12 protein-coding genes and 1 tRNA gene are annotated in these 14,942 nt (G+C 63.5%); 5 read left to right on the forward strand and 8 right to left on the reverse strand.

Going from position 1 to position 14,942, the window contains the following annotated elements:
- The first annotated feature begins 3 nt into the window (after positions 1-3).
- On the forward strand, positions 4-591 hold the full coding sequence (locus QUV21_RS07355; RefSeq protein WP_300853988.1) for a Smr/MutS family protein: 588 nt from the start codon (positions 4-6) through the stop codon (positions 589-591).
- Here QUV21_RS07355 and QUV21_RS07360 read toward each other — a convergent pair.
- From QUV21_RS07360 to QUV21_RS07395, 8 genes are all read right to left on the reverse strand, one after another.
- Positions 588-1,547, reverse strand: coding sequence for a LysR substrate-binding domain-containing protein (locus tag QUV21_RS07360; RefSeq protein WP_300853989.1), 960 nt, complete (start codon positions 1,545-1,547; stop codon positions 588-590). The two genes, QUV21_RS07355 and QUV21_RS07360, sit on opposite strands and share 4 nt — an antisense overlap.
- 12 nt (positions 1,548-1,559) lie before the next feature.
- Positions 1,560-2,768 (reverse strand): FAD-binding oxidoreductase, encoded by a 1,209-nt coding sequence (locus QUV21_RS07365; protein ID WP_300853990.1) that lies wholly within the window; start codon positions 2,766-2,768, stop codon positions 1,560-1,562.
- Positions 2,765-3,589, reverse strand: a complete 825-nt coding sequence (locus tag QUV21_RS07370) for an NAD(P)-dependent oxidoreductase (RefSeq protein ID WP_300853991.1) — start codon at positions 3,587-3,589, stop codon at positions 2,765-2,767. Before QUV21_RS07370 ends, QUV21_RS07365 begins: the two co-directional genes overlap by 4 nt.
- Positions 3,586-4,764, reverse strand: a complete 1,179-nt coding sequence (locus QUV21_RS07375) for a pyridoxal phosphate-dependent aminotransferase (protein WP_300853992.1) — start codon at positions 4,762-4,764, stop codon at positions 3,586-3,588. The genes QUV21_RS07370 and QUV21_RS07375 overlap by 4 nt, the downstream gene beginning before the upstream one ends.
- Entirely contained in the window at positions 4,761-6,383 is a 1,623-nt protein-coding gene (locus tag QUV21_RS07380) for a hydantoinase B/oxoprolinase family protein (protein ID WP_300853993.1), read from the reverse strand. The genes QUV21_RS07375 and QUV21_RS07380 overlap by 4 nt, the downstream gene beginning before the upstream one ends.
- The gene (locus QUV21_RS07385; protein WP_300853994.1) at positions 6,380-8,479 is read right to left on the reverse strand and encodes a hydantoinase/oxoprolinase family protein; all 2,100 of its coding nucleotides are present in this window, start codon (positions 8,477-8,479) and stop codon (positions 6,380-6,382) included. Before QUV21_RS07385 ends, QUV21_RS07380 begins: the two co-directional genes overlap by 4 nt.
- Positions 8,476-10,143 (reverse strand): thiamine pyrophosphate-binding protein, encoded by a 1,668-nt coding sequence (locus tag QUV21_RS07390; protein WP_300853995.1) that lies wholly within the window; start codon positions 10,141-10,143, stop codon positions 8,476-8,478. Before QUV21_RS07390 ends, QUV21_RS07385 begins: the two co-directional genes overlap by 4 nt.
- A 342-nt stretch (positions 10,144-10,485) precedes the next feature.
- Positions 10,486-10,570 (reverse strand) — tRNA-Leu (locus QUV21_RS07395).
- Between the two features lie 154 nt (positions 10,571-10,724).
- Between QUV21_RS07395 and QUV21_RS07400 the strand changes: the two genes are divergently transcribed.
- The 4 genes from QUV21_RS07400 to QUV21_RS07415 all read left to right on the forward strand — a co-directional run bounded on the left by QUV21_RS07400 (position 10,725) and on the right by QUV21_RS07415 (position 14,941).
- Entirely contained in the window at positions 10,725-11,711 is a 987-nt protein-coding gene (locus QUV21_RS07400; protein WP_300853996.1) for a complex I NDUFA9 subunit family protein, read from the forward strand.
- 4 nt (positions 11,712-11,715) lie between these two features.
- Complete coding sequence (locus QUV21_RS07405; RefSeq protein ID WP_300853997.1) at positions 11,716-12,516, forward strand: undecaprenyl-diphosphate phosphatase; 801 nt, start codon at positions 11,716-11,718, stop codon at positions 12,514-12,516.
- Positions 12,517-12,677: 161 nt separating this feature from the next.
- Positions 12,678-14,114, forward strand: a complete 1,437-nt coding sequence (locus QUV21_RS07410; protein ID WP_300853998.1) for an NAD(P)-dependent oxidoreductase — start codon at positions 12,678-12,680, stop codon at positions 14,112-14,114.
- Between the two features lie 92 nt (positions 14,115-14,206).
- Complete coding sequence (locus QUV21_RS07415) at positions 14,207-14,941, forward strand: hypothetical protein (protein WP_300853999.1); 735 nt, start codon at positions 14,207-14,209, stop codon at positions 14,939-14,941.
- Position 14,942 lies beyond the last annotated feature (1 nt).

A 14,942-nucleotide genomic window follows, 5' to 3' on the forward strand; every position in this document is an offset into this window, starting at 1 on the left:
CCCATGCGCCGCCACCGCACCTTGCGCCCCGAGGAAGAAGAGCTTTGGCGCAGCGTCGCCCGGACTGCGCGGCCGATGCACGAACACCCGATCTTTCACAAACCAGCCGATCCCGCGCCGCTGGAACCACCGGTCCTGGCCCATGCCAGACCGCGACTTTCCCCCTTTGCCCTTGGGGAAAAGGCCCGCAAGCCAGAGCGCCATGACCTTGCCCCCTCGCTGCCGGAGCTGCTGACTGCGGCACCCTTGCAGATGGATGCGAAGACCCACGGCAAGATGACAAGGGGCAAACTGGCCCCTGAAGCCCGGATCGACCTGCACGGGATGACCCTGGCCGAAGCGCACCCCGAACTGATCCGCTTCATCCTGAACGCACAGGGTGCCGGTTTGCGGCTGGTTCTGGTCATCACCGGCAAGGGCAAGCGGCGTGAAGACCACGGCCCGATCCCGCAACGCATGGGTGCGCTGCGCCATCAGGTGCCGCACTGGTTGCGCCAGCCGCCGCTTGGCCCGGCCATCCTGCAAGTCACCGAAGCGCATCTGAAACACGGTGGATCAGGGGCCTATTACGTCTATCTGCGGCGGCGCTAGCCCTTGATGGCCGCCCGCCCGGTCAGGTCTCGCAAGCCCCGGTCATCGGCGGCAAGCCAGTTTTCAGCCTCGATCCAGTTGCAGAAGGTGGCAATTGTCTTCATCCGCCGGTGGGCCTTGGGCAACACAAGGTAAAAGCCTGGAATCTGGCTTTCCGGCATCCGGCGCATCACCGCTTCACCGAACGGGGCGACAAGCTTTCCAAGCTTCAGATCCTCGGCCGCATCGATGGTCGAGAGCAGACCAACCCCAAGACCCGCCAGCGTTCCGCGCCGCATCGTGGCGGCATCGGCAAGCTGGATGTCATTCTTGCTGGTTCGCTCGTTCACGCCCAGGTGCCGCAGCACATTCGGCCACAGGTCCGCCGACAGAACCGGATGCAGCAACGGCATCGCGCGCAGGTCCAGCGGCCCCGAGAGGCGGCGCGCGATATCGGGTGTGCAGCAGATCACCTTGTAGTCGCGCAACAGCAGGGTGGCCTCATGGCCCGCCCAGCTTCCAAAGCCCCACTGGATCGCCACATCCACGTCATCGGCCACGAAGTCCGGCAGATCGACCATGGTCGTAAGCCGCAGGTCGGCGTCTGGGGCGATGTCGCGGAACCGGTTGATCCGGTCCAGAAGATAGCGGGTGGCGAAGTAAGGGCTTGCGTTTACGTTGATACGGTTGCGCGTGTCGGACTTGGCGACACGCCGGACACCCTCTTTCAGCTCGTCAAAGGCCGCCTGCACGAAATGCGCGAGCAGGATCGCCTTTTCGTTGGGCTCGATCGCGCGCCCCTTGCGTTCGAACAGTTCCGCCCCAAGCGTGTCTTCCAGAAGCTTGATCTGCTGGCTGACCGCCTGCGGACTGACGCTCAGCTCATCCGCCGCACTGCGGAACGACCGGTGCCGCACGACCGTGTGGAACACGCGCAACGCGTTCAGCGGGGGAAGCCGGGCATGGGGATTCTTCATCGGCCGCTGCTTTCAGATAACCGCCTTCTCAAGGAACGGCCTGCCTTCTGTAACGCGCTCGTAGCCCACTTCCGACAGGTCCAGAGACCGGAACCCGCCATAGATGATCAGCTCCGATATACCACGCCCGGCGGCTGGGCCTTGCTGAAGGCCGTGGCCGGAAAACCCGTTGGCATAGACGAAATTGCTGACATCAGGGTGCCGACCAACGATCAGGTTATGGTCCAGCGTGTTGAAATCGTAATGCCCCGCCCACTGGTTCACCACCTTGATCGCCTCGAACCCGGCAGAGCGTTCGGCAAGGGCGGGCCAGACGATGCTTTCGAATTCTTCATGGCGAGGCTCGAAGTCATCCCAATCCACGGCAGGGTCGTCAGCCGGCACACCGCCGGTCAGGAAGAAGCGGCCTTCGGGGCGGCACCAGACGCCACTTGGGTCGATCATCAGCGGCAACCGCCCTTGGTTCACAGTTGCAGACCCTTCCGGTGTCCGGGCGCAGTCAAAGACGAAGATCGTCCGTTTGCGCGGCTCGACCGGCACATCAAGGCCAGCCATCCGCGCCGTCAGCGCCGCACGGGGACCAGAGGCGTTGACGACTGTTCCCGCCCGCACCTCGGCGCCGGACTTCAAGGTGACCGAGGTGACCCGCGAACCGCTGCGACCGATGGCGACCACCTCGTCGGCAATATAGTCCGCACCTTGCGCCCGCGCCTTGGCACGAAAGCCGTTCATCAGCCCGGTGTTGGAGAACCACCCTTCACCCGATTGGCCATAGGACGCCAGTCGAATGTCATCCACCCGCAGATGCGGAAAAGCGCGGTTCAGCGCCTCTTGATCCCACAGCACGACATCTGCCCCGCAGGCGCGCTGCACCTCGTGGTTCTCGCGCAGGACCAGTTCCTGTTCGGCGGTATTTGCCAGAAACAGATAGCCGCCCGGATGGAAATTCAGGTCGGGGGGCGCTTCTCCCTCAACCCGCATGGTTGATGCAAAATCGCGGATGAAGGCGCTGCCATATTGGCTGATCTTCACGTTGATCGGATTGGAAAACTGCGTCCGGATCGAGGCTGCGGAAAGCGAGGTGGATGCTTTCGCATAGGTCGGGTCGCGTTCCACCACCAGAACCGAGCCTGTGAAGTCCGGGTTCGCGGTCAGGAAATACGCCACGGCCGAGCCGATGACGGCCCCGCCCACGATCACGACATCATAGCTTTCATTCATTTCGCGGCCTCGTCGTCCGGGTGGCCAAGATCGACAAACCAGCCGCCAAGGTGCTTGACCGCAGGCGCATGCGGGTTCGGCGGGGGCAGGCGCGTCTCGACCTCAAGGCGGTGGGTTTCGGTGCTGTCTTGTGGCACAAATCCGATATGCGCGGCCAGACGGTTGTCGACCATTCGGTGCCGATTGGCAGAGGTGCCGAAAACGATGGAATGGGCTGCACGGGGGGCGGTCAGACTGGCTTCGACCAGGCGGATGCAATCGTCGAAGGTCAGCATCGACCACAGCATGCGGCGGTCGGTGAATTCGGGAAAGCTGGAGAAGATGCGCAAGGCCACCGTCTCGATCCCGAACTTGTCCCAATAGAGCCGGCCAAGGTCTTCGACGAAGCACTTCGACAGACCATAGAGACTGTCGGGCCGGTGCGGAGCGTTGGCGTCGATCTGATCCTCGATCTGATGATATCCGATCGCATGGACCGAGCTGGAATAGACAACGCGACCGACCCCGTTCTTCCGCGCGCCTTCGTAGATGTGATAGCTGCCGCGAATGTTGCCGTTCAGGATGCTGTCCCACGACCCTTCCAGTGGCACACCGCCGAAATGGACAATCGCATCAACACCTTCAGTGGCGCGGATCGTGGCCTCCATATCGGCCAGATCGAATTGAAGGGCTTCCTCGTTCGGCTGAAGATCATTGATTTCCGCCATGTCGGCGACACGCAGATGGGTGCAAAGCGGTGCCAGGCCGCGACGAAGATGGGTGCCAAGCCGCCCTGCGGCCCCGGTCAGAAGAATGCGGTTGAAGCGGGGCTTGGTCATCATGCAGCCTTTGCGGGTGAGAGGGCAGCCACGGCGCGCCCGACACGGGCCATCGCCTCGGTCAGGGTCGCGTCCGCAGTGGCGGTCGAGTTCCGGAAGAGCGGCGACAGGCCGTAAGCCGCGCCGGGGACGGCTCTGACATGGCCTTCGTTCGGCAGGTAGGTGACCACCGCTGTATCGTCGGCCAGCATTTCGCCTTTCGGCGTGACCCGCCCGATCAGACCCGCGCAGCCGATACAGGCATAGTAGGCCCCTTCGGGCGGCGACAGGGCGACGCCGGGAATGTCCGCCACGGTGGCAAGCACCGGATCACGACGGCGCTCGAACGCTTCACGGAAGGTGGCGATACAGTCCTGCGGCCCGGTCAGCGCCGCCAGCGCCGCGGCCTGCATCGGGGGTGCAACCGAGGTCACCGACTGGCCTTGCACCGCTTTCATTGCCTTCAGAAGCGGCGCCGGACCAGCAGCATAGCCAACGCGCCAGCCGGTCATCGCGTAAGCCTTGGCGACACCGTTCACGATCAGCGTGCGATCGCGCAACTCGGGGCAGACCTTACCGAATCTGACGGATTCCCGCCCCTCGAACAGGATGTGCTCATAGATCTCATCCGAGAGGATCAGAACCTGAGGATGCCGCGCCAGAACCGCACCCAAGCCGCGCAATTCCGCCTCGGAATAGACCGCGCCGGATGGATTGCCCGGCATGTTCAGGAACAACCATTTCGTGCGCGGTGTGATCGCGGCTTCCAGCACCGCAGGTGTCAGGCGAAATCCGGTCTCCGCCCCGCAGGCGGGCGTGACTGGCGCCCCGCCCAGAAGCTTCACCATTTCCGGGTAGCTGACAGAATAGGGCGCGGGCAGGATCGCCTCGTCCCCGTCATTCAACGTCGCCATCAGCGCGCTGAAGATGATCTGCCTGGCCCCGATTGCGACCACAATGTCATCCGGGCCATAGTCGAGGTCATTCTCGCGGCGGAACTGCTCGGCCACCGCCATTCGCAGGGCTAGCGTCCCCGCCGCTTGGGTATAAAGCGTCTCGCCAGCAAGGGCCGCCTCGTGCGCCGCTTCGGCCACATGGGTGGGGGTGGGGAAATCCGGCTCTCCCAGCCCAAGGTCGATCACATCGATACCAGTTGCGCGCAGGGCCTTTGCCGCCATGCGGGTTGCAACATAGGTCATTTCACAGTCTCCGTCACATAGCCCTTGGCCAGATCATTCGCGCGTTCGGCCGGATCGCGACGGGACGGATCACCGAACCCGCCCCCACCCGGCAGATCCAGCACCAGCCGCCGCCCGGCGGGAACATGCTGCCAGCCCTTGGGCTTCAGCACCGTGCCATCATCCAGCGCAGCCTTGCCCGCCGCCCCTGGCATGCCACCATCACGGCCCTTGGCGGGATGGTTGATCCGGTCGAACATGGCCGAGAAATCGAACTCATGCCCCGGCAGCGGTTCGATCTCGATCACCTGGCCCAAACCGCCGCGATACTGGCCATCGCCGCCGGAATCAGGACGCAATTCCTTGCGCCAGACGACCACTGGGCCGGTCTGTTCCGTCGCCTCGATCGGCATGGTCATGACGCCCGAGGGGAAAGCGGTGGCCGACAAGCCGTCCGCCCCTGGGCGCGCGCCCATGCCGCCCGAGTTGAACATCAGGATCTCCGCGCGGCGCCCCGGCGCCCCTGCAACCGGACGCACCGACATGTGAATGTTCCACAAGGCCGCCGCCCCTTCGGCAAGCACCTGTCCCGGCAGCGCCTTCGCCAGAGCACCAAGCACCAGATCGGGGACCAGATGGCCGATCACATGGCGCACCGACACGGGCGCGGGGCGTTCCGCGTTCAGAATATTGACCGGAGAGGAAATGGTGAATGCCTCAAGCGAGGCCCAGTTGTTCGGAATATCCGGCGCCACCACGCATTTCAGCGCATAGCAGGCATAGGCCTTGGTGTAGATGATCGGCACGTTGATGCCGTGCTTGCTCATCCCGTCCGTGCCAGTGAAATCGACGTTGACCGACCCTTCGCCAATGGCAACTGCGCAGGCCAGTTTGACCGGGCTGTCATAGCCGTCAGTCAAAAGCTCATTGGCCCAAGCGCCCCTCGGCAAGGCGGCGATCCGGTCCAGCGTGGCCGCACGGGTGCGCGAGAAGATGAACGCGCCCAGAGCGTCCAGCGTCTCAAGCCCGATCTCCTCCATCATCTGGGTCAGACGCTGGTGGCCGACGTCATTGCAGGCGGCAAGCGAATAGAAGTCCCCCACCACCTGATTGGCCTCGCGCACATTGGCGCGCAGGATGCGGATCAGATCGGCATTCACCTGGCCCCGTTCAGCGAACTTCATGATCGGGATCTGTATGCCTTCCTCATAGACCGATTTGCCATCGGCCCCGAACCCACGCCCGCCCACATCCACCACATGCGCGGTGCAGGCGAAGAAGCCGACAAGCCGGTCGCCCTTGAAGCTTGGCGAGACCATGGTGATGTCATGCAGGTGGCCGGTGCCTTTCCACGGGTCGTTGGTGACGTAAGTGTCACCGGGGAACATGCTGTCGCGGCCGATCTCGGCGATGAAATGCAGCACCGCCTCGGCCATCGTGTTCACATGGCCCGGCGTGCCAGTCACCGCCTGCGCCAGCATCCGGCCTGCCGGGTCGAAGACACCCGCCGACAGATCGCCCGCCTCGCGCACAGAGGTCGAGAAGGCCGTGCGCAAGAGCGTCATCGCCTGTTCCTCGACGACCGAGATCAGGCGGTTCCACATGACCTGCATGCGAATTTCAAAGGTCGGATCGGTCATGCCTCAACCCCTTTGCGGACCAGAAGAAGACTTCCATCATCCTGCATCACCACATCGAAGGATGAGGTGACGACGGTCGAGGTTTCTCGTTCCAGCACCACGGCAGGGCCGGAAAGCCGGGCGCCGGGCGCAAAGCCGGACCGTTCGACGATGGCGGTTGGCAAAGCCTCACCCCTCGCCGGATCGAAGACAGGACGGGACACAGACACGCCAGCCTCGGTCCGGCCCAAGGTCAGCTCGCGGCGCATCGGCGCGGCACGGCTGTCCTGCGCCTTGACCGAGAAGGTCACGATTTCAATCTCCAGACCATCCAGCCCGTCAATGGCACGGCCAAAGAAGCGGGCGTAACTGGTCTGGAAGGCTTGGCGCAGCAGATCAATGTCGGCTACCGTGAAGGGGCGGTCCGGCAGCGCCACCGGAATCTCCCATCCCTGGCCCACATAGCGCATGTAGGCGGTGATCTCGCGCTGGATCGCCCCGTCGGTGCCAGCGCGCACAAAACCTTCGGCCGTTGCTTTCAGTCCGTCCAGCAGGGCATTAACGTCACCCGCCACGAAGGCCGAAAGCCGCGTCACCTTGGACGCGAGCGCCTCATATCCGAAGGGGGCCTTCAAGAATCCGATGGCCGAACCCACGCCTGCCCCCGCCGGGATCAGGCATTGGTTGATGCCCAGCTTTTCGCACAAGCGGGCGGCATGCAGGGGTGCTGCACCGCCAAAGGCCACCATGGTGTTGTCCGAGATGTTCTTGCCGTTTTCCACCGCATGCACGCGGGCGGCGTTGGCCATGTTTTCGTCCACAACCTCGCAGATGCCAAAGGCGGCGGGGGTGGCGGGAAGGTTCAGCCTGCCGCCCACATCGCGCAGGATCGCGGCTTCAGAAGCGGCGGTAGACAACTTGATCGCGCCGCCGGCAAAGTTGTCGGGATCGATCTTGCCCAGCACCAGATCGGCATCGGTGATCGTCGGACGCAGGCCCCCCCGCTGGTAGCAGGCCGGTCCGGGTTCCGAGCCGGCGCTTTCCGGGCCGGTCTGGATGCGGCCCATGGCGTCAACCGAGGCGATGGACCCGCCACCGGCGCCAATCTCGATCATCTCGATCACCGGGATCGAGATCGGCATGCCCGAACCCCTGGCAAAGCGTGCCGTACGGGCAACTTCGAAGCTGCGGGCGGTCTTTGGGGTAAAGCCCTCGATCAGGCAGATCTTCGCGGTTGTGCCGCCCATGTCATAGCTGACGACCCTCTCAAGCCCGAAGCGCCGCGCGACATCGGCGGCGAAGATCGCACCGCCTGCGGGGCCGCTTTCAACCAGACGCACCGGAAACGCGGCGGCGGTTTCAACGCTGATCAAGCCGCCGCCCGAATGGATCATGAAGACCGGGCAGCCTGCGCCCGTTTCCTTCAGCCGCACCTGCAACCGGCCCAGATAATCGGCCATCTGCGGACGCACATAGGCATTGGCGCAGACGGTATTGAAGCGTTCAAACTCGCGCATCTGCGGCGAGACTTCGGACGAGATCGAGATCGGCAGACCCGTCTTCGCCGCGATGATCGCCCGCGCGCGTTCCTCATGCGCGTGGTTCATGTAGGAATGGATGAAGCCGATGGCGACGGCCCCGAAACCGCCAGCCGCGATCCGGTCAGCCAGGGTTTCCAGCGCGGACTCGTCCAGCGGCGCCAGCTCTTGCCCCTGCGCGCCGATCCTGCCTGCGACAGTGAAGCGATCCTCGCGCGGGACAAGCGGCAAGGGCAGGCGCATGTTCAGATCATACTGGTCGAACCGGCTTTCGGTCCGCATCTCGATCACGTCGCGGAAACCCTCGGTGGTGACAAAGGCCACCCGGGCGCCCCGCCGTTCGATCAGGGCATTGGTGGCCAGTGTAGTGCCATGAATCACGATCTCAAGATCCGCAGGACCAAGGCCCGCCTCGGCCAGCACGGTCTCCATGGCATCGAGAATGGCCTGTTCGGGGGCGGCGTAGTCGGTCAGCACCTTGGCGGAATACAACCGACCATGCGCCTCGAGTGCCACATCGGTGAAGGTGCCGCCGATGTCGGCCCCCAGCCGGATTTGCTGGCGGATCTGGCTGGTCATGACTTGGCCTTTGCCGCAAGGGCAGCGTCCCGCATCTGCGACAGCGTCTGGCGTGGGGTCAGCGCCTCGGGGCTGATGTTCAAGTCCAGCACCGCACCCGTGCGCGATGCCAGGGCGCGGGCAAAGGCGGCGGGGAAATCTTCGGTCCGGCCCACCTTTTCGGCGTGAAAGCCGTAGGACTTGGCCAGCATTGTGAAATCCGGGTTCTGCAAGTCCGTCCCCGAAACGCGCGCGGGATAGTGCCGTTCCTGATGCGCGCGGATCGTGCCGTAAGTGCCATTGTTCAGGATCAGCACGATGGGCTGCGCCCCAGCCTGCATGGCCGTGCCAAGCTCCTGACAGTTCATCTGGAAATCGCCGTCACCAGCAAAGCAGACGACCGTGCGCTCAGGGCAGGCCACCTTGGCCGCCACTGCTGCGGGCAGGCCATAGCCCATGGCCCCCGATTGCGGCGCCAGAAGCCGCGCTTTGGGGCCGAATTTGAAGAACTTGTTCGGCCAGACGGTGAAGTTGCCCGCGCCATTGGTCAAGATCACATCCTCGGGCAAGACCTCGCGCAGATGCGCCGTCACCAGCCCCATGTCCACGGGCGAGGGCTGCGGTGGCAGGGCAAAGGTCGCCTCGTAATCCGACCGCGCCCGCGCCCGCCAGTCCGCCCAGTCGCCCTTGACCGGCGTCAGCGCGGCGGCAAAGGCGTTTGGCCCTGCGGGGATGCCAAGCGTGGGGATATAGATCTTCCCGATTTCCCGATCCGACCCATGCACATGGATGATCTTCTGGCGCGGCTGCGGCACCTGAAAGAGCGTGTAACCTTCGGTCGAAATCTCGCCAAAGCGGGTGTTCAGCGCCAGCACCACATCGGCCTCGGCCATCGTCTTGCGCACGCCCGCCGCAAGGCCCAGCCCAAGGTCGCCGGCGTAGCAGGGCGAATGATTGTCAAACATGTCCTGATAGCGCAGCGCCGCCACGACCGGAATGTCGGAGGCCTCGGCAAAGGCCTTCAGCGCGGCTTTGCCGTCGGCGGTCCAGTTGCAGCCGCCCAGCAGAATGGCCGGACGCCGGGCGCCGGCCAGCATCGCCAAGGCTTCGCGCAAGGCGCCTGCCTCGGGCGCGGGTTCGGCGATGCGGGCCGGGCCAGACAGGGGGGCGGCGTCAGACAGGCTGGTCAGCATGTCCTCGGGCAGGGCCACGACCACCGGCCCGGGGCGGCCGGTGGTGGCGGTGATCCAGGCGCGCGACAGGATTTCCGGGATGCGGTCCACGTCATCGATCTCGACGGCCCATTTCGCCATGGTCCCGAAGACGGCGCGATAGTCGATTTCCTGAAACGCCTCGCGGCCCCGCATGTCGGTGCCGATCTGCCCGACAAGGCAAAGCATCGGGGCGGAATCCTGCATCGCGGTGTGGATCCCGATCGAGGCATTGGTGACCCCCGGCCCCCGCGTCACGAAGCACAGCCCCGGCTGACCCGTCAGTTTGCCCCAGGCTGCGGCCATGAAGGCGGCACCGCCTTCGTTGCGGCAGAGGACAAAATCCAGGCGGCCCTGCGTGTCATGCAGCGCATCCAGTACCGCCAGATAGCTTTCACCGGGAACCCCGAAACCTTTGCTTGCGCCAAGTGCCACAAGGCTTTCGACCAAAAGCTGTCCGCCGTTTCGCATCATGATTTCCCCCAGCCTGTCTCGCGGCCATCCTGACCGTTTCCGGCCTTGGCGGAAATCAAGAATTGCGGGCGATAGACAAGTTATCCTTGTCTATCGTTGCAAAGTCAGCGGCGACCCTCGCCCTGTCTGCCGCAGTGACCCTGTGCAGGTTTCCGGATCTGCGAAGGCTGAAGCGCGCTTTCAAACGTCAACGATTCGGTCCTGATGAGACCCATGCCATGCATGCTCAGCGCCGGTTTCCGGCAGGTCGCCTCATGGCTCTTGAAATTGACATCCGGTCACCCGACCGGCAAGGAACACCGCCTGAAGCGCGGACTGTTCCGACCCTTGGTAGTGGGTAAATGGTGCCCAGAAGAGGACTCGAACCTCCACGCCTTGCAGCGCTGGTACCTGAAACCAGTGCGTCTACCAATTCCGCCATCTGGGCACTGATGGGCGATGTAACGACCCCTTCTGGTGAAGTCAACGGCCCCCGCTGCAAAATTCGTCGCACCGGTTTTACCTTGCCCGGCCTTGGCGTGGGGGGTATTCATCCGGCCAGTTTCCGGCGTTTCACGCGCCCGTGGACAGGAGCATCACGGATGAGCAAGCTTGTCACCATCTTCGGCGGATCGGGCTTTGTAGGCCGCTATATCGCCCGTCGCATGGCAAAAGAGGGTTGGCGCGTTCGCGTCGCCGTCCGTCGCCCGAACGAGGCACTGTTTGTCAGGCCATATGGCACGCCGGGGCAGGTCGAGCCGCTTTTGTGCAACATCCGCGATGATGCCAGCTTGCGCGCGCTGGTCCATGGGGCGGACGCGGTGGTCAATTGTGTCGGGATCCTGAACCGGTCGGGCAAGAACACCTTTGACGCGGTGCAAGCTGAAGGCGCGGGCCGGGTTGCCCGGATCGCTGCGGAAGAAGGCGTGGCGCATCTGGTCCAGCTTTCGGCCATCGGGGCTGATGCCGTGTCTGACAGCGACTATGCCCGCAGCAAGGCCGAAGGCGAGGCCGCGGTTCTGGCGGCGTTCCCCTCGGCCGTGATCCTGCGCCCGTCGATCATCTTTGGCACCGAAGACGGCTTCTTCAACCGCTTTGCCGCCATGACACGGATGGGGCCGATCCTGCCCGTCGTCGGTGCCGACACGAAGTTTCAGCCGGTCTATGTCGATGACGTGGCACAGGCCGCGGTCAAGGGGGCTTTGGGGCAGGCGGAGCCGGGCATTTACGAACTGGGCGGGCCGGAGGTTGATACGTTCCGTGGGCTGATGGGCCGGATGCTCACCGTGATCCAGCGCCGCCGCGCCGTGGTGAACGTGCCATTCTTCATCGCGCGGATCATGGGGTTCGCCTTTGACATGGTGCAGGCCGTGACCCTTGGTCTGATCGAAAACAAGATGATCACCCGCGATCAGGTGAAGAACCTTGCCCGCGACAACGTGGTTGCGCCGGATGCCAGGGGCTTTGCCGAACTTGTCATCACCCCCACCGCGATGGCAGCCGTGCTGCCGGATTACCTGTGGCGCTATCGTCCATCAGGCCAATATGCCGCGATCAAGGATTCCGCGAAGAACCTGAAAAAGGCCTGAGGGGTTGGACACAACCCTTATTGCAGCCCTTCTGGGCCTTCTGGAAGGGCTGACGGAATTTCTGCCGGTGTCTTCGACCGGGCATCTGCTGCTGGCCGGGCATTTCCTTGGCTTCGAATCCAAGGGCAAGACCTTCGAGGTGGTAATCCAGCTTGGCGCCATTCTGGCGCTTGGGTCGGTCTATGCTGCGATGGTAGCGCGGCTTTTCCTGCGCGCCCGGCATGACGTGGCCGCGCGACGGTCGATCCTGTCGGTCTTCATCGCGTTCTTGCCAGCCGTTGTGGTGGGCCTTCTGGCGCATGGTTTCATCAAGACCGTCCTCTTTGAAACGCCGATGCTGATTGCCGTCATGTTGATCCTTGGCGGCTTTGTCCTTTTGGTGATTGACCGTATTGCCCCGCCCGCAATCCACGATGACGCCTTGGCGCTACCGTTGCGGAAATCGCTGATCATTGGTCTTTATCAGTGTCTTGCGATGATCCCGGGGGTGTCTCGGTCCGGGGCCACCATTGTCGGCGCGCTGCTTCTTGGGGTCGAAAAGCGTGCGGCGGCAGAGTTTTCCTTCCTTCTCAGCCTGCCCACGATGGGCGCGGCCGTGGCCTATGATCTTTACAAGACCCGCGACGTTCTGGATTTCGGCGCCGTGTGGGAAATCGCCATCGGTTTCGCCGTCGCCTTCGTGTCCGCGATTGTCGTGGTGCGATGGGTGCTAAGCTACATTGGGCGCAACGGTTATGCCCTGTTCGGCTGGTGGCGAATCATCGTTGGCAGCGTGGCACTTCTGGCGCTTTCTCTTGGGGCTTGAGGCGGTTCGGAAGTTTTGCTGACCTAATTTTGGGAAAAAATGTCAACCTCTCTGCCATTTCTGCGAAAAATCGCACAAATAGGTAACTCATACTGACTTTTATTCCGCCCGGAAGGCCTGTACCAAATCGCTCCCGAGAGAATCCGTTGGGAGGCGCAGCCGTGGCCACGCAGAAGATGCTGAAATTCGTCACTCTGGGCAAAGAGATGCCCGAAAAACGTGACGCATCCTCGCGCGCGCAGGATTTCCATGAGATTTACCGCGAGTACGCTGACCAGAAGGCCGCCGAACAGGCAAGCAGGTGCAGCCAGTGCGGCGTGCCGTATTGCCAGTCGCATTGCCCGTTGCACAACAACATCCCCGATTGGCTGAAGCTGACCGCCGAGGGCCGGTTGCAAGAGGCCTATGAGGTTTCCCAAGCCACCAACACCTTCCCGGAAATCTGCGGCCGCATCTGCCCGCAGGACAGGCTTTGCGAAGGCAACTGTGTCATCGAACAATCCGGCCACGGCACGGTGACGATCGGCGCGGTGGAGAAATACATCACCGACACTGCGTGGGAGGAAGGCTGGGTCAAGCCGATCCGCCCCTACGCCGAACGGACCGAAAGCGTCGGCATCATCGGTGCCGGGCCGGGCGGCCTTGCGGCGGCTGATGTGCTGCGGCGGCAGGGCGTGCAAGTCACGGTCTATGACCGCTATGACCGCTCGGGCGGGCTGCTGACCTACGGCATCCCCGGCTTCAAGCTCGAAAAGGACGTGGTGGAACGGCGCAACGCCCAGCTTGCGGATGGCGGCGTGAACTTCGTTCTGAACTGCAATGTCGGCGAAGACATCACCTTTGACGCGATCCGGGGCCAGCATGACGCGGTGCTGATTGCGACCGGCGTCTACAAGGCGCGCGATATCGAAGCGCCCGGCGTTGGTGCCAAGGGCATCGTCAAGGCGCTGGACTACCTGACCGCCTCCAACCGCCACGGCTTTGGCGACGATGTGCCGGAGTTTGACAGTGGCGAGCTTGACGCCGCTGGCAAACGTGTGGTCGTGATCGGCGGCGGCGATACCGCTATGGACTGCGTGCGCACGGCGATCCGTCAGGGCGCACTGAGCGTGAAGTGCCTTTACCGCCGCGACAAGGCGAACATGCCGGGCAGCCAGCGCGAAGTGCAGAATGCCGAGGAAGAAGGCGTTGAATTCGTGTGGCTTTCCGCGCCCAAGGGCTTTACCGGCGGGACGGAAGTAGACGGCGTGATGGTCCAGAAGATGCGCCTTGGCGCGCCGGATGCGACCGGGCGTCAGGTGCCGGAAGTGATTGAAGGCGCCGACTATGTGGAACCCGCCGATCTGGTAATTCAGGCGCTGGGGTTCGAGCCTGAGGCGCTGCCGACGCTTTGGGGCGTGCCCGAACTGAAGGTCACGCGCTGGGGCACGATCAAGGCCGATTTCCGCAGCCACGAAACCAGCCTGCCCGGCGTCTATGCCGCTGGCGACATCGTGCGGGGGGCCAGCCTTGTGGTCTGGGCGATCCGCGACGGGCGCGAAGCGGCGGACGCGATCCTGGGGTATCTGTCCCAGACCGGGGCGGTGGCGGCGGAGTAGTCTTCCTTCTGTCTTCCTTCCGTCTCTACGCGCGGAAGACAGGGAAAATATTAAACGTCAGGACATGTGACCTGATTCAAGGTGAAACGGCGATGCGTAGCATATTGATCATTGCCTGCCTGACCGCCCCGGCGGCCCCCGCCTTGGCGGGCAACTGGACGGCACCCGAGGGGTGCGAGGTGTTCATGACCGTGCAGGCCAAGGCCTGCCGGGTGTCAAACCATTACCGCTGCCTGGGGGATGCCGAGGGCGACCAGTGGCGCGCGGACTTTGATCAGGAAGGCGTGTTCTTCTACTCCCGCATCGATTTTGAAGGTCAATGGGTGGAAAGCTACACCCTCAACCCGACCGTGCGGCAAGTGCTGGATTCGCAGCGCGCCGACTCTGCCAGCTTTTCGGAATTGCTGGAAACCGGGATCGACACCTGGGACTTCGGCATGACCCGCAACGACGGCAGCGCCAGTCAGGCGCGGGGCTATGACCGGTTGACCGGACGGACAGTTGTGATCGACGGGATCACCTTGTCCGAGACCGAAGTGGAGTTCATCGAAAGCGACGTGATGGGCAATACGCTCCGCCGGGCGCAGGGGAATGAATACCTGCACCCCGAATGGCGCCTGTTCTTTGCCGGACCGGGAGAAACCGACCTTGGCGACGGCCGCTGGATTCCCATCGACGGCAGCCCGGTAGAGTTCATCTTTCCCGGCGAGGACGGCTTTCTTGACACGCAGCCGAAGTATGACTGCGACGTGCTTTCAGCCAATGCCCGACCAATCCAGACCATCTTGCCCGCCCCCCAAATCCTGCCCGCCAGCTTGAAGGAATAAG

It is taken from the genome of Tabrizicola sp. (assembly GCF_030373185.1).
Classification (GTDB): domain Bacteria; phylum Pseudomonadota; class Alphaproteobacteria; order Rhodobacterales; family Rhodobacteraceae; genus Tabrizicola.

Bases quoted from the DNA above. Each gene is read 5' to 3' on its own strand.
- QUV21_RS07355 (WP_300853988.1), top strand. From the start codon at position 4: ATGCGCCGCCACCGCACCTTGCGCCCCGAGGAAGAAGAGCTTTGGCGC.
- QUV21_RS07360 (WP_300853989.1), bottom strand. From the start codon at position 1,547: ATGAAGAATCCCCATGCCCGGCTTCCCCCGCTGAACGCGTTGCGCGTG.
- QUV21_RS07365 (WP_300853990.1), bottom strand. From the start codon at position 2,768: ATGAATGAAAGCTATGATGTCGTGATCGTGGGCGGGGCCGTCATCGGC.
- QUV21_RS07370 (WP_300853991.1), bottom strand. From the start codon at position 3,589: ATGATGACCAAGCCCCGCTTCAACCGCATTCTTCTGACCGGGGCCGCA.
- QUV21_RS07375 (WP_300853992.1), bottom strand. From the start codon at position 4,764: ATGACCTATGTTGCAACCCGCATGGCGGCAAAGGCCCTGCGCGCAACT.
- QUV21_RS07380 (WP_300853993.1), bottom strand. From the start codon at position 6,383: ATGACCGATCCGACCTTTGAAATTCGCATGCAGGTCATGTGGAACCGC.
- QUV21_RS07385 (WP_300853994.1), bottom strand. From the start codon at position 8,479: ATGACCAGCCAGATCCGCCAGCAAATCCGGCTGGGGGCCGACATCGGC.
- QUV21_RS07390 (WP_300853995.1), bottom strand. From the start codon at position 10,143: ATGATGCGAAACGGCGGACAGCTTTTGGTCGAAAGCCTTGTGGCACTT.
- QUV21_RS07400 (WP_300853996.1), top strand. From the start codon at position 10,725: ATGAGCAAGCTTGTCACCATCTTCGGCGGATCGGGCTTTGTAGGCCGC.
- QUV21_RS07415 (WP_300853999.1), top strand. From the start codon at position 14,207: ATGCGTAGCATATTGATCATTGCCTGCCTGACCGCCCCGGCGGCCCCC.